Origin of the sequence: Kitasatospora sp. NPDC057940, assembly GCF_042887425.1 — a bacterium.
Taxonomy (GTDB): Bacteria; Actinomycetota; Actinomycetes; order Streptomycetales; family Streptomycetaceae; genus Kitasatospora.
The window spans coordinates 13,255-37,410 of record NZ_JBHVPH010000042.1 but is presented as its reverse complement, the minus strand read 5'-3'; the positions used below and the strand labels follow the sequence as shown (position 1 = coordinate 37,410).

The following is a 24,156-nucleotide window of genomic DNA, read 5'->3' as shown; positions in this document are numbered from 1 at the left end:
GGTCAGTCCTCCTGGTGGGAAAAGGTGGTGTCGCCGGTGACCTCGGCGAGGCGGGCGGCCACGATCGGTCCGATCTGGGCCAGCGAACCCGGCTGGGTCATCCGGTCGTGGCGGGTGGTGATGTCGTGCGAGTCGATCCGGCCGGTGACGTACGGGCGCCAGGTGCCGGCGCCGGCCGAGTCCTCGGTGCGGTCGATCGTGGAGTTGAACAGCAGCAGGTCCCCCTCAAATCGGCCGGGGGCGTGGGCGACCGCCAGCTCGGCATTGTTGATCATGATCCGGACGACGGCCTCGATGCGCCGCTCGTCCAGGTGCGCCAGGGCGCTGCCCCGGCGGCGGAGGATCTCGGCGACCTCGGCGTAGGACAGCGGCCCCTCGCCCAGTTCGGCGGGGTCGCAGTCGAGGATGCCGACAAGCACGTCCCGCTCGGTGGGCACGGCGGAGTCGTCGAGCACGACGTCCTTGACCGGGTAGGCGTCGAGGGCCGCCAGCAGTTCGGTGCGCTCGCCGCGGGCCTGGAGCTCGCAGGCGATCGCGTGGGCGATCAGCCCGCCGGCGGACCAGCCGAGCAGCCGGTAGGGGCCGTCGGCCTGGACCTTGCGGATCTGGTCGGCGTAGTCGGCCGCCATCTCCTCGTACGAGGTCGGCAGGGTCTCGGCGTGCGCGAGACCGCGTGCCTGGATCGCGTACACCGGGTACTCCGGGCCGATGTGGTTCAGCAGACCGGAGTAGGACCAGCTGATGCCGCCGCCGGGGTGGATGCAGAACAGCGGCGGGAGGGTGCCGGTGGACCGCAGCGGCAGCACCACGTCGAAGGAGTCCTCGGCGTCGTCCATGGCCAGCCGACTGGTCAGACCGGCCACGGTGGGGGCCTCGAACAGGGTGCGCAGGCCCACCGGGACGCCCAGCGTCTCGCGGATGCGCGAGACCAGGCGGGCGGCCAGCAGCGAGTGCCCGCCGAGGTCGAAGAAGCTGTCGTCGAGGTGGACCTGCTCCCGGCCGAGGATCTCGGCGAACAGGGCGCACAGCAGCTGCTCCTGCGGGGTGCGCGGGCCGCGGCCGGCACCCGTCGCCCCGGACTCGGGTGCGGGCAGCGCGGCCCGGTCGAGCTTGCCGTTGGCGGTCAGCGGCAGCGCGTCGAGGGTGACGAAGGCCGACGGCACCATGTACTCGGGCAGTTCGCGGCCGAGCAGGCGGGCGAGGCCGTCCGGCGCGGGCGCGCCCTCGGCGGCGGGCACCAGGTAGGCGACCAGGCGCTTGTCGCCCGGCCGGTCCTCGCGGGCGACGACGGCCGCCTGGGCCACCCCCGGGCAGGCGGCGAGGAGGGCCTCGACCTCGCCGGGCTCGATCCGGAACCCGCGCAGCTTGACCTGCTCGTCGGCGCGGCCGACGAACTCCAGGGTGCCGTCGGGCAGCCACCGGACGAGGTCCCCGGTGCGGTACATGCGCTCCCCCCGCTCGAACGGGCAGGCGACGAAGCGCTCGGCGGTCAGGCCCGGCCGGCCCGGGTAGCCCCGGGCCACGCCCGCCCCGGCGAGGTACAGCTCGCCCTCCACGCCCACCGGCACCGCGCGGAGCCCGCCGTCGAGCACGTACGCCCGCATGTTCGCCATGGGCCGGCCGATCGGCACGCTCGCGGCGGCCTCCGGGAGCGCGCGGACGCGGTGGTGGGCGGCGAAGGTGGTGGCCTCGGTCGGGCCGTAGCCGTTGACCACGGCGGTGTCCGGGCAGGCCGCCAGCACCCGGGCGACGGCCGACGGCGGCACCACGTCGCCACCGGTCCACACCTCGCGGACCGTGGCGAGCAGCTGCGGCCGCTCCTCGGCCACCAGGCGGAACAGGCCGGCCGTCAGCCACAGTCCGGTCACCCCGTGCTCGGCGACCGCGCCCGCGAGCAGGTCGAGGTCGAGCCGGCCGGGCGGTGCGACGACGACCGTGCCGCCGCCGAGCAGCGGCGCCCAGAGCTCGTAGGTCGCGGCGTCGAAGGCCGTGGGCGAGTGCAGCAGCACCCGGTCATGGCCGCCCTCGCGCCAGCACGGGGCGAGGGCGAGCGCCGCCACGTCGCGCTGGGTGACGCCGACGCCCTTCGGCCGTCCCGTCGAACCGGAGGTGTACATCACATACGCCAACTGCCCGGGATCACACGGGATCTGCGGATCGGAGTCGTCGGTCTCGGCCTGGCTCAGCGCGGTCAGCACGTCCTCGGTGAGCACCAGGGCCGCGCCGGTCTCCCGGAGGATCAGGTCGATCCGGGAGGACGGGAACCGCGGATCGAGCGGGACGTAAGCGCCGCCGGCCTTGACGATCGCCAGGACCGCGACGACGACGTCCGCCGAGCGCTCCAGCAGCACCGCGACCGGGGTCTCCGCCCGCACACCCTGGCCGATCAGGGCCCGGGCCAGGCGGTTGGCCCGCCCGTCGAGCTCGCGGTAGGTCAGTTCGGCGTCGTCCGCGACGACCGCGACCGCGTCCGGCGTGGCCCGCACCCGGCGGGCGAACAGCTCCGGCAGGGCGGCCTCGGGCAGTTCGACGCCAGACAGTTCGGCGTCGGTCCGGTTGAACTCGACCAGCAGTTCGCGGCGTTCCTCTCCGGTCAGCAGGTCGAGCCGGCCGATCGGCTGGTCCGGCTCGGCGGCGGCCGCGCGCAGCAGCCGCACCCAGCGGGCGAACAGCAGCTCCACGGTGGCCGGGTCGAACAGGTCGGTCGCGTACTCGACCGCGCCGAGCACGCCCGCCGGACTGCCGTCCGGGCCGTGCTGCTCGGCCAGGCTGACGGTCAGGTCGACGCGGGCGGTGCCGGTGGGGGCCTCCAGGTGGACGGTCTCCAGGCCCGGCAGGGCGAACTCCCCGGCCGGGGCGTTCTGCAGGCCGAGCATGACCTGGAACAGCGGGTGGTGGGCCAGCGAGCGGGTGGGGTTGACGGCCTCGACCAGGTACTCGAACGGCACGTCCTGGTGGGCGTAGGCGGCCAGCGCCTTCTGCCGCACCCGGCCGACGAGTTCGGCGAAGCCCGGGTCGCCGCTGGTGTCGGTGCGCAGCACCAGCGTGTTGACGAAGAACCCGACGAGGTCGTCCAGCGCCTGGTCGGTGCGCCCGGCGATGGGGCTGCCGATCGGGATGTCGGTGCCCGCGCCGAGCCGGGTGAGCAGGGCGGCCAGGCCGGCCTGGAGCACCATGAACATGCTGGCGCCGTGCGCGGTGGCCAGATCCCGCAGGTCCTGGTGCAGGTCCGCGTCGAACCGGACCTCGACCCGGCCGCCGCGCTGGGAGGCCTCGGCCGGCCGGGGCCGGTCCGCGGGCAGCCGCACCTGGTCCGGCAGGCCCGCCAACTCCTCCTTCCAGTAGTCGAGTTGCCGGGCGAACAGGCTGCCCCGGTCGGCGGCCTCGCCGAGCAGGTCGCGCTGCCACAGGGTGTAGTCGGCGTACTGCACCGGCAGCGGGGACCACTGCGGGGCCCCGCCCTGGCAGCGGGCCGCGTAGGCGGTGGCCAGGTCCCGGGAGAGCGGGCCCATCGACCAGCCGTCGGCGGCGATGTGGTGCACCACGACCAGCAGAACGTGCCGCCCGGGGGCGAGGGCGTACAGCTCCGCCCGGACCGGCGGCTCGGCGGCCAGGTCGAAGCCGCGCCGGGCCGCCTCGGCGAGCCGGCCGGCGAGCCTGCTCTCGTCGAGCTCGACCACCGGCAGCGGCGAGTACACCTCGTCCGTGCCCAGCACCTGCTGGTGGGGCACCCCGTCCGTCTCCCGCAGGACGGTGCGCAGGCTCTCGTGCCGGGCGACCACGTCCGCCAGCGCTGCCGCCAGCGCCTCCCGGTCGAGGTCGCCGGTCAGGCTGAGGGCGAGCGGCATGTTGTAGGTGGCGCTCGGCCCGTCCATGCGGTGCAGGAACCACAGGCGGCGCTGGGCGAAGGACAGCGGGAGCTGCTCGGGGCGCGGACGGGCGGTCAGCGCGGGCCGCTCGGTGACGGACCCGTCGAGGCGGCCCGCCAGCGCGGCCACGGTCGGGTGCTCGAACAGCGTCCGGATCTCCAGTTCGGCGCCGAGGACCGCCCGGACCCGGGAGGCCAGGCGCGTCGCCAGCAGCGAGTGGCCGCCGAGGTCGAAGAAGCTGTCCTCGACGCCGACCCGGGGCAGGCCGAGCACGTCGGCGAAGAGCTCGGCGAGCAGCTGCTCCTGCGGGGTGCGCGGCTCCCGGCCGCCGACGGCCGTCCCCAGGTCGGGGGCGGGCAGGGCGCGGCGGTCGAGCTTGCCGTTGGCGGTCAGCGGCAGCGCGTCCAGCACCACGAACACCGACGGCACCAGGTAGTCGGGCAGCCGGGCGCCCAGCCAGCTCCGGAGTTCGGCGGCGAGGGCCGGGGCACCGCGCTTTCCGGCCGGGCGGTTGGTGAGCGCGGACAGCGCCGCGCCCGCGCCCCGGGTGGGGCGGTACGCCTCGGCCGGGGCTTCGCCGGGTGAGCCGTCGGGTGTGCCGTCGGATACGTCGCTGAGTGCGGCGCTGAAGAGCACGTCCAGGGCGTCCGGGCCGGTGGCCGACCAGGTGACGGACACCCGGCGGCCGAGCGCGTCCCCGAGGGCGTGGAAGTCCTCGGGATCGGGCGCCGCGTCCTCCTGCGGCGCGTGCAACCGCTCCAGCAGCGGCCCGAGCGGGATGTCCTCCTCCTGTACGGCCCGGGCCAGGGCCGCCTCGCGGACCACGCGGCGGTTGGGTGCCCCGGTGATCCGGACCGGGCGGCCGTCGTGCCGCCCGAGGAGCTCGCACAGTTCCGGCAGGGCGGCCACGTCCCGGCCCCAGCGGAGTTCGGCCGGCTCGTCGCCCTGCGCCGGGGCGGCGGGCCGCTTGCGAAGGGTGACGTCGTAGCGGTAGCGGGTCAGCTCGTTGTGGTGGCGGCCGCGCTTGACCTCCACGGCCACCGCGCCGATGTCCGTGCCGTGCTCCCGAAGGACGGTGAAGAAGTCCGGGTCGACCAGAAGCTCCTTCTCCATCCGGAGGGACTGCTCCACCGCGCGGCGCACCGAGGTGAGGTCGGCGCCGTCGCCGACCCGGTGCAACTGGACGGCGGTGGCCAGCGGGCGCAGGAGCCGCAGGTTGCGGATGTCGCCGAGGAAGAGTGCGCCGCCGGGGGCGAGCAGCCCCATCAGCTTGTCGATCACGTCGGTGAGGTAGTCGGCGGACGGGAAGTACTGCACGACCGAGTTGATCACGATGGTGTCGAAGTGCCCGACGGGCAGGCCGTCGGTGTCGTGTGCCGGTCGGGTGTGCAGGACGACGCGGTCGGCCAGGTGCTTCTGCCGGGCGATCTGGGTGGTGAGTGCGTCGATCGCGGTGGCGGAGAAGTCGGTCGCCCAGTACGTCTCGCAGTGCGGTGCGACCTGCGAGAGGAGCAGCCCGGTGCCGACGCCGACCTCCAGTACCCGGCGGGGGCGCAGGGCCAGGATGCGGGCCACGGTCGCGTCGCGCCATTCCCGCATCTGCTCGACGGGGATCGCGCTGGCGTCGTAACTGCTGTTCCAGCCGACGAAGTTCTGGCCGAAAACGGTCTCCTCGGGGGTGATGGGCAGGGCGTCGTAGATGTCCTGCCACTCGCCGACGTGATCGGCTTCCAGACCGCTGTCGCGGTCGGTGTCCTGGCGGGGGACGACGTAGCCGATGAGCCGGTCGTCCCGGGCGAGGACGGCGGCCCGGGCGACGGCGGGGTGCTCGGCCAACACCGTCTCGATCTCACCGGGCTCGACCCGGAAGCCGCGCACCTTCACCTGCTCGTCGGCCCGGCCGACATACTCCAACTGCCCGTCGCCCAGCCACCGCACCACGTCCCCGGTGCGGTACATCCTCTCGCCCGCCACGCCGAACGGGCAGGCCACGAACCGCCCCGCCGTCAAGCCCGGCCGGTTCAGATACCCGCGCGCCAGACCCGCACCCGCGACGTACAACTCCCCCGGCACACCGGGCGGCACCGGCCGCAACCGCTCGTCCAGCACATACACCCGCGCGTTGGCGATCGGCCGACCGATCGGCGGCACACCCGCCCCAGGCGCGAGCGGGTCACTCATCGTCGCGCACACCGTCGTCTCCGTCGGACCGTACGCGTTCACCATCCGCCGACCCGGCGCCCACCGCGCCACCAGCTCCGGCGGGCACGCCTCACCCGCCACCACCAACGTCGACACCCTCACCGCGCCCTCCGGCAGGGCCGCCAGGACGGACGGGGGCACGGTCACGTGGGTGACCGCGAGCCCCGGATCGGTCAGCGCGGCCACCGGCTCCGCCGCCGGCGGCAACACCAACGCCGCACCGCACAGCAACGCCGTGAAGATCTCCGACACCGACGCGTCGAAACTGGGCGAGGCGAACTGCAGCACCCGACTGCCGGCATCGATCGCGAACCGCTCGATCTGCGCCGCGACCAGACTCGCCACGCCACCGTGCGCGACCACGACGCCCTTGGGACGACCGGTCGAACCCGACGTGTAGATCACATACGCCGGATGCCGAACATCCAGGGCAACCCCAGGATCGGCCTCCGACCAGGCAGACGCCTCACATGCCTCGGCGACCAGCGCCGGATCGTCGACCACCAGCGCCGGGCAGGCATCCTCCAACATGTACGCGATCCGCGACGCCGGGTACGACGGGTCCACCGGCAGATACGCGGCACCCGCCTTCAGCACACCCAGGACGGCCACCACCGACTCCACGGAACGCGGCAGCGCCACCGCCACGACCTGCTCCGGACCGACCCCACGCGCGATCAGCGCGTGCGCGAACCGGTTCGCCCGGGAGTTCAACTCCCGGTACGTCAGCTCGACACCGCCGGACACCAGAGCGAGCGCGTCCGGCGTCGCCGCCACCTGCGCCGCGAACGCCTGCGGCACCGGAACGGCGCCCACCTCGCGGGTAGTCGCGTTGCCCCGCTCCAGCAACCGGTGCCGCTCGTCGGGGTCGAGGAGGTCGATCCCCCCGATCAACCGGTCCGGATCGGCGGTGACCGCCTCCAGCAGGAGCGTCCAGCGCCGCACCAGGGCCTCGACCGTCGAGCGGTCGAACAGGTCGGTGGCGTACTCGACCACGCCGACGATCCCGTCCGGGCTGCCGTCGGGGCCGAACCGCTCGCTCAGGTTGAAGCCGAGGTCGAACTTGGCCGTCCCGGTCGGCACGGCGAAGGCGGACACCTGGAGGCCGGGCAGCGCGAACTCACCCATCGGCACGTTCTGCACCGCGAGGATCGTCTGGAACAGCGGGTGGTGCGCGAGCGAGCGGGACGGGTTCAGCACCTCCACCAGATGCTCGAACGGCACGTCCTGGTGCGCGTAGGCGGCGAGCGCGGTCTCCCGCACCCGTTCCAGCAGCTCACCGAAGCTCGGGTCGCCGCTCGTGTCGGTGCGCAGCACCAGCGTGTTCACGAAGAACCCGACCAGGTCGTCCAGCGCCTCGTCGGTACGACCCGCGATCGGACTCCCGATCGGAATGTCCGTCCCCGCACCCAGCCGCGTGTACAACGCCGCCAACGCCGCCTGGAGCACCATGAACAGACTGCTCCCGGACCGCCGGGCCAACTCGGCCAGCCCCGCGTGCAGTTCGGGGGTCAGCTCAAGGCCGAAGGTGGCTCCCCGGTAGCCGGCGACGGCTGGCCGGGGCCGGTCGGCGGGCAGCGGGATCCGCTCCGGGAGGCTGTCCAACTGTTCGGCCCAGTAGCGGAGTTGTCCGGCGAACCGGCTGTCCGGATCCTCCGGGTCGCCGAGCAGCTCGCGCTGCCAGAGCGTGTAGTCGGCGTACTGCACCGACAGGGCGTCGCGGTCCGCCGCACGGCCCTGGCAGCGGGCGGCGTAGGCCTCGGCGAGGTCGCGGGCGAGCGGGCCGGTGGACCAGCCGTCACCGGCGATGTGGTGCATGACCAGCAGCAGCACGTGCTCGTCCGGCGCGACCGCGAACAGTTCGGCGCGCAGCGGCGGTTCCGCCGCGAGGTCGAACGGGAGCCGCGCCGCGTGGGCGAGCCGTTGCGGCAGCTCGTCCTCCGCGGCCTCGGTCACCCGGACCCGGGGCCGGGCCGCAGCCGGGTCGAGGATCCGCTGGCACGGCACGGCGTCGAGCTCCGGGAACACCGTCCGCAGGCTCTCGTGCCGGGCCACCACGTCGGCCAACGCCTCGTCCAGCGCCACCCGGTCGAGCGTCCCGGTCAGCTGGAGCGCCAACGGGATGTGGTAGGCCGCGGCGGCTCCGTCCATCCGGTGCAGGAACCACAGGCGGCGCTGCGCGAACGACAGCGGTACCGTCTGCGGCCGCTCGTACGGCGCCAGTGCGGGCCGGGCCCGGTCGGCCTCGGTGAGCCGTGCCGTCAGGCCGGCCACCGTCGGCGCCTCGAAGAGCGCGCGCAGCCCGACCTCGGCCCCCAGGGCCGAACGGATCCGGGAGACCAGCCGGGTGGCCAGCAGCGAGTGTCCGCCCAGGTCGAAGAAGTCGTCCTCGACACCGACCTGGTCCCGGCCCAGCACCTCGGCGAACAGCTCGCACAGGATCTGCTCCTGCGGCGTCCGCGCCGCCCGACCAACCCCGACGACGCCGGCCTCCGGCTCCGGCAGCGCCGCCCGGTCCAACTTCCCGTTCGGCGTCAACGGCAGCGCCGCCAACACCACGAACGCCGACGGCACCAGGTAGTCCGGCAGCCGCTCACGCAGGTACGACGCCAGTGCCGCCGGGCGGGCATCGGCGCCGGGGCGCGGGGCCACGTAGCCGACGAGCCGGTCGCCGTCGGCGAGGACGGCGGCCTGGGCGACCCCGGGGTGCGCGGTCAGGACGGCCTCGACCTCGCCGGGCTCGACGCGGAAGCCGCGCACCTTCACCTGCTGGTCCGCCCGGCCGACGTACTCCAACTCTCCGTCGGCCCGGCGCCGCACCACGTCCCCGGTCCGGTACATCCGGCCGCCCGCCGCCCCGAACGGGCAGGCCACGAACCGACCCGCCGTCAGGCCCGGCCGGTTCAGGTACCCGCGCGCCAGACCCGGCCCCGCGACATACAACTCCCCCGCCACACCCGACGGCACCAGGCGGAACCGTTCGTCCAGCACGTACACCCGGAAGCCCGCGACCGCACGGCCGATCGGCGGCACGCCCGAACCGGGTGCGAGGGGGTCGCTCATCGTCGCGCACACCGTCGTCTCCGTCGGCCCGTACGCGTTGACCATCCGCCGCCCCGGCGCCCACCGCGCCACCAGCTCCGGCGGGCACGCCTCACCCGCCACCACCAGCGTGCCGGCCGTGACATCGGCGCCGTCCAGCGCCGCCAGGGCCGAGGGCGGCAACGTCACATGGGTCACGCCGAGCCGACGGTCCGTCAGAGCCTCCAACGGAGCCTTCGCCGGCGCCAGCACGAGGGCGGCACCGGTCAGCAGCCCGCTGCACAGGTCCCAGAACGACGCGTCGAAACTGGGCGAGGCGAACTGCAGCACCCGACTGCCCGGCGCCACGCCGAGCCGCTCGACCTGCGCCGCCACCAGACCCGACACCCCGCTGTGGCTCACCACCACACCCTTGGGACGACCGGTCGAACCCGACGTGTAGATCACGTACGCCGGCTGCCGGACGTCGAGCGCGACCACCGGATCCGTGTCCGGCCAGGCGGACGCCGCAGATGCCTCGGACACCTCGGCCGCCTTGGCCACCAGCGCCGGATCGTCGATCACCAGCACCGGGCACGCGTCCTCCAGCATGTACGCGATCCGCGACGCCGGGTACGACGGGTCCACCGGCAGATACGCGGCACCCGCCTTCAACACACCCAGGACGGCCACCACCGACTCCACAGAACGCGGCAACGCCACCGCCACCAACTGCTCCGGACCCACGCCCCGGGCGATCAGCGCATGCGCGAACCGGTTCGCACGGGAGTTCAACTCCCGGTACGTCAGCTCGACACCGCCGCACACCAACGCGAGCGCGTCCGGCGTCGCCGCCACCTGCGCGGCGAACGCCTCCGGCAGGCTCACCCCGGCCGCCCGTGGCTCGACGGCGGGCAGCAGCTCGCGGCGTTCCTCGGCGGACAGCAGCTCGATCGCACCGATCGGCCGGTCCGGATCGGCGGCGACCGCCGCCAGCAGCCGGGCCCACCGGGCGACCAGGGCCTCGACCGTCGAACGGTCGAAGAGGTCGGTGCTGTACTCGACCTCCCCGGTCAGCCCGGCCGGCGTGCCGTCGGGCCCGCGGTTCTCCACGAGGCCGAAGGTCAGGTCGACCCGCGAGGTCCCGGTCGGCACCGGCACCCCGGAGACCGTCAGCCCGGGCAGCTCGAAGTCGCCCATCGGCGCGTTCTGCAGGGCCAGCACGGTCTGGAAGAGCGGGTGGAGCGACATCGACCGCGCCGGGTTCAGCGCCTCCACCAGGTGCTCGAACGGCACGTCCTGGTGCGCGAAGGCCGACAGCGCCGTCTCCCGCACCCGGCCCAGCAGTTCGCGGAAGCTCGGGTCACCGCTCGTGTCCGTCCGCAGCACCAGCGCGTTGACGAAGAACCCGACCAGCTCGTCCAGCGCCTCGTCCGTCCGGCCCGCGATCGGGCTCCCGATCGGAATGTCCGTCCCCACCCCCAGCCGGGTGTACAGCGCCGCCAGGCCCGCCTGGAGCACCATGAACAGACTGCTCCCCGACCGCCGGGCCAACTCGGCCAGCCCCGCGTGCAGTTCGGGGGTCAGCCGGATGTCCAGCAGGTCGCCGCCGTAGGTCATGACCGCCGGCCGGGGCCGGTCGACGGGCAGCGCGAGCTGCTCGGGGAGCCCGGCGAGCGCCTGGCTCCAGTAGCCGACCTGGCGGGCGAACGCGCTGTCCGCGTCGGACTCCTCGCCGAGGATCTCGTGCTGCCAGACGGTGTAGTCCGCGTAGCTCACCGGCAGCGGCGCCCAGCCCGGGGCGTCGCCGCGCCGGCGGGCGGTGTACGCGGTCGCGAGGTCGCGGGAGAGCGGGCTCATCGACCAGCCGTCGCCGGCGATGTGGTGCAGGACGACCAGCAGGACGTGCTCGTCCGGGGCGAGCGCGAACAGCTGCGCCCGGACGGGCAGGTCCGCCGTCAGGTCGAAGGCGCGCACCGCCGCCTCGCTCAGCAGCCCCGGCAGCTCCGACTCGTCGGCCCGGCGCACCGGGATCCGGATCGTCGCCTCCGCAGCGCTCAGCACGCGCTGGCGCGGGACGCCCTCGGTGTGCGGGAACACCGTGCGCAGGCTCTCGTGCCGCGCCACCACGTCCGTCAGCGCCGCTCCCAGCGCCTCCCGGTCGAGGTCGCCGGTCAGCCGCAGTGCCAGCGGCATGTGGTAGGTCGCGCTGGGCGCCCCGAACTGGTGCAGGAACCACAGGCGGCGCTGGGCGAAGGACAGCGGCAGCGGTTCTGGGCGCGGCCGGGGCACCAGCGCCTGCCGCGCGGTGGCGGCGTCGTGCAGCCCGGCCGCGAGCCCGGCCGGTGTCGGCGTCCGGAACAGGCGGCGCAGTTCCAGTTCGACCCCGAGGGTCGCCCGGACCCGGGAGACCAGTCGGGTCGCCAGCAGCGAGTGCCCGCCCAGGTCGAAGAAGTCGTCCTCGACACCGACCTGGCCCCGGCCCAGCACCTCCGCGAACAGCTCGCACAGGATCTGCTCCTGCGGCGTCCGCGCCGCCCGGCCAACCCCGACGGCGCCCACCTCCGGCGCGGGCAGAGCCGCCCGGTCCAGCTTCCCGTTCGGCGTCAACGGCAGCGCCGCCAACACCACGAACACCGACGGCACCAGGTAGTCCGGCACCCGCTCACGCAGGTACGACGCCAGCACCGGCGCCGTGGTCCCGGTCTCGGCCGAGGGCACGACGTAGGCGACGATCCTGGTGTCGCCCGGCCGGTCCTCGCGGGCGAGCACCGCGACCTGGGCCACGCCGGGGTGGGCGGCCAGTTCCGCCTCGATCTCGCCGGGCTCGACGCGGAAGCCGCGCACCTTCACCTGGTGGTCCGCCCGGCCGGCGAACTCCAGCTCGCCGTCGGCGCGCCAGCGCACCAGGTCGCCGGTGCGGTACATCCGGCCGCCCGCCTCGAACGGGCAGGCGACGAAACGCCCGGCCGTCAGGGACGGCCGGTTGAGGTAGCCGCGGGCCAGCCCGGCCCCGGCCAGGTACAGCTCGCCGGTGACGCCGGGGGCGACCGGTCGAAGCGCCGAATCCAGCACGTACACCTGGCAGTTGGCGATCGGACGGCCGATCGGCACCGGCAGCGGGCAGTCGGCGGGGTCGACCGGCAGCGGGAAGGCGGTGATCACGTGGGTCTCGGCCGGGCCGTAGTGGTTGTGCAGCACCCGGCCGGGCCCGCGGGCCTGGAGGCGCCGCAGCCCACCGCCGAGGCGCATCGCCTCGCCGGCCTGCGCGATCAGCCGCAGGTCCGGCAGGTCCCGCCCGTGCTCCTCGGCCGCCTCCGCCAGTGCCTCGATCACCAGGTTGGGGGCGAAGAGCTCCGCCACCCGGTGGTGTTCCAGCCACCGGACCAGGAGTTCGGCACTGCGGCGCTGCTCGTCGGTCGGCACCACCAGGGTCTTGCCGAACAGCAGCGCGGAGAGCATCTCCTGCACCGAGACGTCGAAGCTGAGCGCGGTGAACTGCGCGGTGCGCGTGCCCGTCCCGCCGCCGACGGCGCGGTGGTGCCAGTGCAGCAGGTTCGTCAGGGCGCCGGAGGGCATCACCACGCCCTTGGGCCGGCCGGTCGAGCCGGACGTGTAGATGACGTACGCCGGGTGCCGGGCGTCCGGTGCGACCAGCGGGTCGGTGTCCGGGTACGTCCCGGGCGCGTCGACGGCCGCGAGGTCGTCGAGCACGACGGTCGGGCGCGCGTCCTCCAGCATGTACGCGATCCGGCCGGCCGGGTACTCCGGGTCGACCGGCAGGTAGGCGGCGCCGGTCTTGAGCACCGCGAGGACGGCCACCACCAGCTCCGCCGAGCGCGGCAGGCACAGGGCGACGGTCTGCTCCGGCCCCACCCCGCGCCCGATGAGCGCGTGGGCCAGCCGGTTGGCGCGGGCGTTCAGCTCCCGGTAGGTGAGCACGGTGTCCTCGAACACCACCGCCTCGGCCTCCGGAGTGGCCCTGACCTGCGCCTCGAACAGCGCGGCCGGGCCGGTGCCGGGGTACGGGCACCCGGTGTCGTTGCGCCCGGCCAGCAGTTCGTGCCGTTCCTCGGCGGTGAGGACGTCGATCCGGCTCAGCGGCCGGTCCGGCTCGGCCGCCGCCGCCGCGAGCAGCCGCAGCCAGCGGGCGAGCAGGGCCTCCACCGTGGCCCGGTCGAACAGGTCGGTGGCGTACTCGACGTGGCCGATGATGCCCTCCGGCGCCCCGCCGGTGCCGCCGCGCTCCAGCAGGTGGAAGGAGAGGTCGAACATCGCGGTGGGCGACTGCACCAGCACGAGCTCGGTGGCCAGGCCGGGCAGCTCGAAGGCGGAGCGCGGCGCGTTCTGCAGCGCGAGCAGCACCTGGAACAGCGGCTGACGGGCCGACGACCGGACCGGGTTGAGGGCCTCGACCAGGTGGTCGAACGGCAGCTCCTGGTGGGCGTACGCGGCCAGCGAGGTGTCCCGGACGCGGCCCAGCAGCTCGGCGAAGGTCGGGTCCCCGCTCGTGTCGGTGCGCAGCACCAGCGTGTTCACGAAGAACCCGACCAGCTCGTCCAGCGCCTGGTCCGTCCGGCCCGCGATCAGGCTCCCGACCGGGATGTCCTCGCCCGCACCCAGCTTGCCGAGCAGGGCCGAGAACCCCGCCTGGAGCACCATGAACACGCTCGCGCCGCGCTCGCGGCCCAGGCGGACCAGCGCCTCGTGCAGTTCGGCGTCCAGCTCGACGGCGAGGTGTCCGCCTCGGCTGGACACGGCCGTGGGGCGGGGCCGGTCGGTGGGCAGCTGGATCTGCTCCGGCAGGCCGGCCAGCTGCCCGGTCCAGTAGTCCGCCTGCCGGGCGAACAGGCTCTCCGGGTCGGCGCGGTCCCCGAGCAGCCGGTCGTGCCACAGGGTGTAGTCGGCGTACTGCACCGGCAGGTCCGCCCAGGCCGGTTCCTCGCCGCGCAACCGCGCCGCGTACGCGGTGGACAGGTCGGCGGACACCAGGCCCAGCGACCAGGCGTCGCCCGCGATGTGGTGGATCACCACCAGCAGCACGTACGCGTCCGCCGCCAGCCGGAACAGCTCGGCGCGCACGGGCGCCTCGGCCGCCAGGTCGAATCCGCGGCCCACGGCCTCGGTCAGCGCCTGGGGCAGGCCCGCCTCGTCGGTCCGGGTGACGGACAGGTGCGGCCGGGCCGTCTCGGCGTCCAGGACCTGCTGGTACGGCACGCCGTCGGTCTGGGGGAAGGCCGTGCGCAGGCTCTCGTGGCGGGCGACGACGTCCCCGAGCGCCGCCCGCAGCGCGTCCTGGTCCAGGTCGCCGGTCAGGCGCCAGGCCAGCGGGATGTGGTACATCGCGCCGGCGCCCTCCAGCTGGTCGACGAACCACAGCCGCCGCTGCGCGTACGACAGCGGTACGCGGTCGGGCCGCTCCGCGCGGCCGAGGGCGAGCCGTGCCCGGTCGGCCCCGCCCAGGCCGGCGGCCAGGCCTGCCACCGTCGGGGTCTCGAACAGGCTGCGCAGCTCCAGCTCGACGCCCAGGGTCGCGCGCACGCGGGCCACCAGCCGGGTGGCGAGCAGGGAGTGCCCGCCGAGGGCGAAGAAGTCGTCGTCGGCGCCGACCTGTGACACCCCCAGCACCTCCGCGAACAGTCCGGCGAGGACGTGTTCCTGCGGGGTGTGCGGAGCCCGGCCGGCCGGGGCGCCGGTGGTGTCGGGCTCGGGCAGGGCGCGCCGGTCGAGCTTGCCGTTGCCGGTCAGCGGCAGGGCGTCGAGGGCGACGTACGCGGCCGGCACCATGTGGTCCGGCAGCCGCTCGCGCAGGTGGGCGCGGAGCTCGTCCGGCTCGACGGCAGCCCCGGCCACGGGCACCAGGTAGGCGACCAGCCGGGTGTCGTCGGCCCGGTCCTGCCGGGCGATCACCGCGACCTGGCGGATCCGCGGGTGCTGGGCCAGGGCCGCCTCGATCTCGCCGAGCTCGATCCGGAAGCCGCGCACCTTCACCTGGTCGTCCGCCCGGCCCGCGTACTCCAGCGCGCCGTCGGCGCGTCGGCGCACGAGGTCGCCGCTGCGGTACATCCGGCTGCCCGGCGGCCCGTACGGGTCGGCGACGAACCGCCCGGCGGTCAGGCCCGGCCGGTTCAGGTAGCCGCGCGCCAGCCCTGCGCCGGCCACGTACAGCTCGCCGACGACCCCGGGGGGCACCGGCTGGAGGTACGCGTCGAGCACGTGGGCGCGCAGGTCGGGGATCGCGGTGCCGATGACGCTCGCCGGGCCGGCGGTGTGGGTGCCGTCCAGTTCCGTGTAGGTGACGTGCACGGTGGTCTCGGTGATGCCGTACATGTTGACCAGCCGCGGCGCACCGGCCGGGTGCCGCTCGAACCAGGCCGCCAGGCGGGCGGGTTCCAGGGCCTCGCCGCCGAACACCACCGTGCGCAGGGCGAGTTCACGCGGGTGCTCGGCGTCGGCCTGCATCAGCTGGTAGAAGGCGGACGGCGTCTGGTTGAGCACCGTCACCCGCTCGCGGGCGAGGAGTTCCAGGAACCGCTCCGGTGCGCGGGTGACGTCGAACGGCACCACGACCAGTCGGCCGCCGTGCAGCAGCGGGCCCCACAGCTCCCACACCGAGAAGTCGAAGGCATAGGAGTGGAAGAGCGTCCAGACGTCCTCGGCGGAGAAGTCGAACCAGTGCCGGGTGGCGTCGAACAGCCGCACCACGTTGCGGTGCGGGACCACCACGCCCTTGGGCTTCCCGGTGGAGCCCGAGGTGTAGATGACGTAGGCGGCGCTGTCGGGTGCGACGGCGACCGCGGGGTCCGTGTCCGGCAGGCCGTCCAGGTCGGCGGTGTCCAGCACGAGCCGGTCGACCCCGTCCGCGCCCGGCAGGTCGCCGCTGCGGCGGTCCGTCAGGAGCAGCGCGGGCCGGGCGTCGTCGAGCAGGTGGGCGATCCGGGCGGCCGGGTAGTCCGGGTCGACCGGGAGGTACGCGGCGCCGGTCTTGAGGACGGCGAGGACGGCCACCACCAGCTCGGCCGAGCGCGGCAGGGCCAGCGCCACCAGTTGCTCCGGTCCCACGCCCCGGCCGATCAGCGCGTGGGCGAGCCGGTTGGCGCGGGCGTTCAGCTCGCCGTACGTCAGCGCGGCCTCGCCGCACACCACCGCGACCGCGTCCGGCCGCTCCCGCGCCTGGGCCTCGAACAGCGCGGGCAGCCCGGTGGTCTGGGCCGTCGCCGCGGGGACCGGCCCCGCCGGCAGCAGTGCGCGCCGCTCCTCGGCGGAGAGCAGGTCGAGCCGGCTGAGCCGTCGCGTCGGGTCGGCGACCGCCGCCGTGAGCAGGCGCACCCACCGCGCGATCACCGTCTCGACGGTCGCCCGGTCGTACAGGTCGCAGGCGTACTCGACGAATCCGTCGATCCCCTCGGGGGCGCCGTCCTCGGAGTGCCGCTCGGACATCGAGAAGATCAGGTCGAGCTTGGAGGTGGTCGTGGTCAGTTTGACCTCGCCGATCTCCAGCCCGGGCGGCGTGAAGTCGGCCCTCGGGGCGTTCTGGAGCACCAGCATGACCTGGAACAGCGGGTGGTGGGACAGCGATCGGGCCGGGTTGAGGGCCTCGACCAGGTACTCGAACGGCAGCTCCTGGTGGGCGTACGCGGCCAGCGAGGTGTCCCGGACCCGGCCCAGCAACTCGGCGAAGGTCGGGTCCCCGCTCGTGTCGGTGCGCAGCACCAGCGTGTTCACGAAGAACCCGACCAGCTCGTCCAGCGCCTGGTCCGTCCGGCCCGCGATCAGACTGCCGACCGGGATGTCCTCGCCCGCACCCAGCTTGCCGAGCAGGGCCGAGAGCCCCGCCTGGAGCACCATGAAGAGGCTGGTGCCGTGCGCGCGGGCCAGCTCGCGCAGGCCCTGGTGCAGCTGCGCGTCCAGCCCGCTGCGCACGAAGTCGCCCCGGTGCGAGGCCATCGCGGGGCGGGGCCGGTCGGTGGGCAGCTGGATCTGCTCCGGCAGGCCGGCCAGTTGCCCGGTCCAGTAGTCCGCCTGCCGGGCGAACAGGCTGTCCCGGTCGGCGGCGTCGCCCAGCAGCTCGTGCTGCCAGAGCGTGTAGTCGGCGTACTGGACGGCCGGCGCCTCCCAGGACGGCTCCTCGCCCCGGCGGCGCGCCGCGTAGGCGGCGGTCAGGTTCTGCGCCAGCGGGCCGAGCGACCAGCCGTCGCCCGCGATGTGGTGGACCACCAGCAGCAGGACGTGCTCGTCCGGCGCCAGTTCGAACAGTTCGGTGTGCAGCGGCAGGTCCGTGCTCAGGTCGAACCGGCAGGCCAGCGCCGTGGCCAGGACGGCGTCCAGCTCCGCTTCGGTGGTGCGGCGCAGGTGCAGCCGGGGGCGGGCCGCCACGACGTCCAGCACCTGCTGGTACGGCACGCCGTCCACCGACGGGAAGAGCGTGCGCAGGCTCTCGTGCCGGGCCACCACGTCCGCCAGCGCCGCCGTCAGCGCCTCGCGGTCGAGCGGTCCGGTCAGCCGCCAGGCCAGCGGGATGTTGTAGTTGGCGCTGGCGCCCTCCAGCTGGTGCAGGAACCACAGCCTGCGCTGGGCGAACGACAGCGGGGTCCGCTCCGGGCGCGGGTAGGGCGCCAGGGCCAGCTGGGCGCGGCGGGCGCCGGCGAGGGCGGCGGCCAGCGCGGCCGGGGTCGGCGCCTCGAACAGGGTGCGCAGTTCCAGCTCGACCCCGAGGGTCGCGCGGACCCGGGCGGCCAGCCGGGTGGCGAGCAGCGAGTGCCCGCCGAGGTCGAAGAAGCTGTCCTCGACGCCGGCCTCGGCCACCCCGAGGACCTCGGCGAACAGCTCGCAGAGGATCTGCTCCTGCGGGGTGCGCGGTGCGCGCCCGGCTCCCGCTCCCGTCGAGACGAGTTCCGGTGCGGGCAGCGCCCGGCGGTCCAGTTTCCCGTTGGTGGTCAGCGGCAGCGCGTCCAGTTCGACGAACGCCGAGGGCACCATGTACTCCGGCAGCCGCTCGCGCAGGTACGCGCGCAGCTCGGCCGAGCGCGGGGCCGCGTCGGCGGCCGGCACCAGGTACCCGACCAGGCGGGTGTCGTCGGCGCGGTCCTGCCGGGCGAGGACGGCGGCCTGGGCGACGCCGGGGTGCGCGGCCAGCGCCGCCTCGATCTCGCCGAGCTCGATCCGGAAGCCTCGCACCTTCACCTGCTGGTCGGCCCGGCCGACGAAGCTCAGGCTGCCTTCCGCAGTCCGGCGCACCACGTCGCCGCTGCGGTACATCCGACTGCCCGGCGGTCCGTACGGGTCGGCGACGAACCGCCCGGCGGTCAGGCCCGGCCGGTTCAGGTAACCGCGCGCCAGCCCGGCGCCCGCCACGTACAGCTCGCCGGGCACGCCCGGGGCCACCGGCCGCAGGTGGGGGTCCAGCACGTAGGCGCGCAGGTCGGGGATGGCGGCGCCGACCACGCTGGCCGCCCCCGCAGTCGCGGCCGAGCGGTCGAGCGCGGCGTAGGTGACGTGCACGGTGGTCTCGGTGATGCCGTACATGTTGACCAGCCGCGGCGCGTCGTCCGGGTGCCGTTCGTACCAGGGCGCCAGGCGGGCGGGCTCCAGGGCCTCGCCGCCGAACACCACGGTCCGCAGGGCGAGTTCGTGCGGGTGCTCGGCGTCGGCCTGCATCAGCTGGTAGAAGGCGGACGGCGTCTGGTTGAGCACCGTCACCCGCTCCCGGGCGAGGAGCTCCAGGAACCGGCCGGGCGAGCGGCTGGTCTCGTAGTCCACGACCACGAGACGGCCGCCGTACAGCAGCGGACCCCACAGCTCCCAGACCGAGAAGTCGAAGGCGTAGGAGTGGAAGAGCGTCCAGACATCGTCGGCGGCGAAGCCGAACAGCTCCTCCGTCGTCCGGAACAGCCGCACCACGTTGCGGTGCGGGACCACCACGCCCTTGGGCTTCCCGGTGGAGCCCGAGGTGTAGATGACGTACGCCGGGTGACCGGGATCGACCGCGACGACAGGGTCCGTGTCCGGCAGGCCGTCCAGGTCGGCGGTGTCCAGCAGGAGCCGGTCCACGGACTCCGCGCCGGGCAGGTCACCGATCTGACGCGTCGTCAGCATCAGTGCGGGGCGGGCGTCCTGGAGCAGGTAGGAGATCCGGGCCGCCGGGTACTGCGGGTCCACCGGCAGGTAGGCACCGCCCGCCTTGAGAACGGCCAGGACGGCGACCACCAGCTCCGCCGAGCGCGGCAGCGCCAGGGCGACGAGCTGCTCCGGGCCGACACCCCGCTCGATCAGCGCGTGCGCGAGCCGGTTGGCCCGGGCGTTCAACTCGCCGTAGGTCAGCGCGACCTCGCCGCACACCACCGCGACCGCCGCCGGGTCGGCCCGCACCCGCTCCTCGACGAGCGCGGTGATGGTGCTCTGCGGAGTGTCCTCCTCGGCACCCGCCACGGACGGCAGCAGTTCGCGCAGCTCGTCCGGCGACAGCACGTCGATCCGGCCGATCCGGCGGCCCGGGTCGGCGACCACGGCCCGCAGCAGGCGCAGCCAGCGCTCGACGATCCCCGCCGCGGTGGCCGCGTCGAAGAGGTCGGTGCTGTACTCCAGCACGCCCGACAGGCCGTCCTCGCCGGGCCGTTCGGTCAGGATGAAGGTCAGGTCGCACTTGGCCGTACCGGTGTGCACCAGATCGGTCGTCACCCGCAGCCCCGGCAGGTCGAAGGTGCCCGTGGGCGCGTTCTGCAGGGCGAGCATGGTCTGGAAGAGCGGGTGGTGGGCGAGCGACCTGGTCGGGTTCACCGCCTCCACCAGCTGCTCGAACGGCAGGTCCTGGTGCGCGTACGCGGCCAGCGCGCCGGCCCGGACCCGGCCCAGCAGTTCGGTGAAGGTCGGGTCGCCGGACAGGTCGGTGCGCAGCACGAGGGTGTTGACGAAGAAGCCGACCAGCTCGTCCACGGCCTCGTCGGTGCGCCCGGCGATCGGGGTGCCGATCGGGACGTCGGTGCCGGCGCCCAGCTTGCCCAGCAGGGCGGCCAGCCCGGCCTGGAGCACCATGAACAGGCTGGCGCCACCGCCCCGGGCGAGCTCGCGCAGACCCTGGTACAGGTCGGCGTCGAGCCGGACCGGCAGTTGCGCTCCCCGGAAGGACATCGCGGCCGGCCGGGGCCGGTCGAAGGGCAGCTCGGTCTGTTCCGGCAGCCCCGCGAGCCGCTGCGACCAGGCGGCGAGCTGCCGGCTCTGGAGGCTGTCCGGGTCGTTCTCCGCGCCGAGCAGCTCCCGCTGCCACAGGGTGTAGTCGGCGTACTGGACGGGCAGTTGGGCCCACTCGGGCTTCCCGCCCGTCGCCCGTGCGGCGTACGCGGCGGTCAGGTCTCGCGCCAGCGGGCCCATCGACCAGCCGTCGCCCGCGATGTGGTGCACGACCAGCAGCAGGGCGTGCTCGTCCGCGCCCAGCTCGAACAGCTCGGTGCGCAGCGGGGGTTGGGCCGCCAGGTCGAAGCCGTGCCGGGCCGCCTCCGCCAGCCGCTGCGGCAGGTCGCCCGCGGCGACCGCGGTGACGCGCAGCCGGGGCCGGGCGGTGTCGGGGTCCAGCACGCGCTGGCACGGCTCGCCGTCGACCAGCGGGAAGACGGTGCGCAGGCTCTCGTGCCGCTCGACGACGTCGGCCAGCGCGGCTTCCAGGGCCTGCTGGTCGAGGTGCCCGGACAGGCGCAGGGCCAGCGGCACGTTGTAGGTGGCGCCGGGCCCCTCCATGCTGTGCAGGAACCACAGTCGGCGCTGGGCGAAGGACAGCGGCACCGTGTCGGGCCGCTCGCGTCGTGACAGCGCGGGCCGCGCCCGGCCGGCCCGGTCCACGGTCGCCGCCAGTTCCGCCACCGTCGGCGCGTCGAACAGGTCGGCCAGGGCCAGTTCCACGCCGAGCACCGACCGGGCCCGGGCGACCAGCCGGGTGGCGAGCAGCGAGTGCCCGCCGAGGTCGAAGAAGCTGTCGTCCGCTCCGACCCCGGACACGCCGAGGACGTCGGCGAACAGCCCGGCGAGCACCTGCTCGGCCGCGCTGCGCGGGGCCCGTCCGGCGGTGACCGGCGCCGGGCCGGGGGCCGGGAGCGCCTGGCGGTCGAGCTTGCCGTTGGGCGTCAGCGGGAGCCCGTCCAGCAGGACGAACGCGCCGGGCACCAGGTGCTCCGGCAGCCGTTCGCGCAGGTGGGCCCGGAGCCCGTCCGGCTCGACCCGCTCCCCGGCGGTCGGGACGACGTAGGCGACCAGTCGCACTTCGTCGTCGGTCCGGGCCACCACGGCGCTCTGCGCGACCCGGGGGTGGGTGGCGAGCGCGGCCTCGACCTCGCCCGGCTCGATCCGGAAGCCGCGGATCTTCACCTGGTCGTCCGACCTGCCGAGGAAGTCCAGGTGGGCGTCCGCGCCCCACCGCACCCGGTCGCCGGTGCGGTACATCCGGGTGCCGGCCGGCCCGTACGGGTCGGCGACGAACCGCCCGGCGGTCAGGCCGGGCCGGTCGAGGTAGCCGCGGGCGAGGCCCGTACCGGCGATGTACAGCTCGCCCGGCACCCCGGCGGGCACCGGCCGCAGCGCGGTGTCCAGCACGTACAGCCGGGCGCCCGCGACGGGGCGGCCGATCACCGGGCGCGGGCTCGACGCCACCGACGCGACGGCCGCGTCGACGGTGCACTCGGAGGGCCCGTAGAAGTTGAAGCAGGCCACGCCGTCGGCGTCGCGCAGCTGCGCCCACAGCTGGTCGGGGACGGCCTCGCCGCCCGCCACGAGCACCGCCGGGCGGTGTTCCGCGTTGCCCAGCAGGCCGTGCGAGAGCAGGACGTGCAGATAGGACGGGGTGGCGTTGACGAAGTCGATCCGGTGCCGGACGGCGTAGTCGACAAAGGCGTCCGGGTCCGTCCAGGTGTCCAGGCCGGGGATGTGCAGCTGGTGCCCGGCGAAGAGGCCGAAGAGCTGGTCCCAGGAGGCGTCGAACGCCGCCGAGGTGGTCAGGGCCACCCGGGCGCCGTCGCCGAGCAGCGGCTGGAACAGCTCCAGCCACTGGTGGACGTAGAGGTGCGCGAGGGCCCCGTGCGTCGACACCACGCCCTTGGGCCGCCCGGTGGAGCCGGAGGTGTAGACGAGCTGGGCGGGGTGGCGCGGGTCGACGGCCACCGCGGGTTCCGCCGCCGGGCCGTCGGCGAGCCGGGCGGCGGTGGCCGGGTCGTCGAGCACCAGCCGCTCGGCGGGGCCGGATCCGGGCAGCCGGCCGGCGGTGCGGGCGTCGGTCACCAGCAGCACCGGCCGGGCGTCGTCGAGCAGGTACGCGATCCGGGCGGCCGGGTGCTCCGGATCCACCGGGAGGTAGGCCGCCCCGGTCTTCAGCACGGCCAGGATCGCCACCACCAGTGCGGCCGAGCGCGGCAGGGCCAGCGCCACCGACTGCTCGGGCCCGGCGCCCCGGGCGATCAGGGCGTGCGCCAGGCGGTTGGCGCGGGCGTCGAGTTCGGCGTACGTCAGCGTCTCCTCGCCGGAGACCACCGCGACGGCGCCCGGCGTCTCGCGCACCCGGGCCCGGAAGTGCTCCGGCAGCAGGGCCGTGGGGGCTTCCGTCGAGATGCCGGTACCGGTTCCGGTGCCGAGGGTCAGCAGTTCGCGCTGCTCGTCGGCCCCGACCAGGCCGATCCGGCCGAGCGGCTGCTGCGGGTCGCAGTCCGCGAGGGTGTCCAGCAGGGCGAGCAACCGCCGCTGGTGGGCGAGGAGTTCGCTCTCCTCATGGACCTCCGCGGCGGCGAGGAGCTCGATCCTCGGACCACTCTCCTCGCGTCCGCCCGCGACCCAGATCGCCAGGTCGCCGGTGAGGCCGCCGATCTGAAGGGTGTGCGCCGTGCTGGGCTGCCCGGCGAAGTCCGGCGCAGCACTGAAGGAGGCGATGTTGACGATCAGCGGGAACGCCGTCTCGATCGTGCCGGCCTGCCCCAGCTCCCGGAGCAGGTCCTCGCCGCGGTAGCGCTGGTGCTCCAGCGCGGCGCCGACCTCCCGGTCCACCTGCTCGACCAGTTCCGACCACGACAGGTCCGGCCGCACCGACAGACGCAGTGGCACGAGGTTCGACACCGCGCCGGGCGTCGCCGCCAGCACCGGGTCGCCCGCCCGGCCGGTGACGGGCAGGCCGAGCACCACGTCCCGGGCCCCGGTCAGCCGGTGTGCGTACAGCGCCGTCGCCGCCAGCACGACGCGGGACCAGCGGACCCCCAGGCGCTCGGCCGCTTCGCGTAGGGCCCCGGGGCGCTGCGGTCCGGCCTGCGGGATGCGTCGCAGCCGCGCGGACGGGCTGCCCGGCAGGCGGTCCGACAGCCTGGCCGGCGCGGGCCGGTCGGCGAACCGTCCGGTCCAGTAGGCACGGTCGGCGAGGTACTGCTCCGAGTCGCGGTAGGCCTCGTCGACGGCGACCAGGTCACCCAGCGAGCCGAACGGGGACGGCGGCACCGGCCGCCCCTCGGCGAGCGCCGTGTACGCCTGGGCCACCCGCCGGCCCACGGCGGAGTACCCGAAGCCGTCCATCACCAGGTGGTGGTAGCTCTGGTAGAAGACGGACCGGTCCGGCGCCAGCGTGATCAGCGCGTAGCGGAAGAGCGGGTCGCGTGCGAGGTCCAGCGGCCGGAGCCGGTCCTGCTCCATCCAGTCCCGGGCCGCCGCGAGCGGTTCGGCCTCCCCGCTGACGTCGACCCGCGCGGGCTCCCACTGCGTGTGCGCGCGGACGACCTGGTGCGGGCCCTCGGCGCCGTCGACGAAACCCACGTGCAGCGCGTCGACCTCGTCGACCACCCGGCGCAGCGCGGTCTCGAACAACTCCGGGTCGACCGGCCCCTGGATCTCCAGGTAGTCGCCGATGCGGTAACCGGGGATCGCCGTGCGGGCCCGTTGTTCGGCCAGCCAGATCTCACGCTGGGCCGCTGTCAGGGCAAGGGTGTCGCCGTCGCGACGGGACATGGGGGTACCTCCGGGAATGTGGGCAGGCGTGAGGGCGCGCCGGGGCGCGCCGACCGCGGTGGCGTCACGCGGTCGGCGGGCGGGTGGCGGGTGTGGCGCGGCT

At 74.7% G+C, this 24,156-nt stretch carries 1 protein-coding gene; it reads right to left on the bottom strand.

Annotation, left to right across the window (positions count from 1 at the left end):
* Positions 1-2 precede the first annotated feature (2 nt).
* On the bottom strand, positions 3-24,053 hold the full coding sequence (locus ACFVTF_RS35985) for a non-ribosomal peptide synthase/polyketide synthase (protein ID WP_387818246.1): 24,051 nt from the start codon (positions 24,051-24,053) through the stop codon (positions 3-5).
* Positions 24,054-24,156 lie beyond the last annotated feature (103 nt).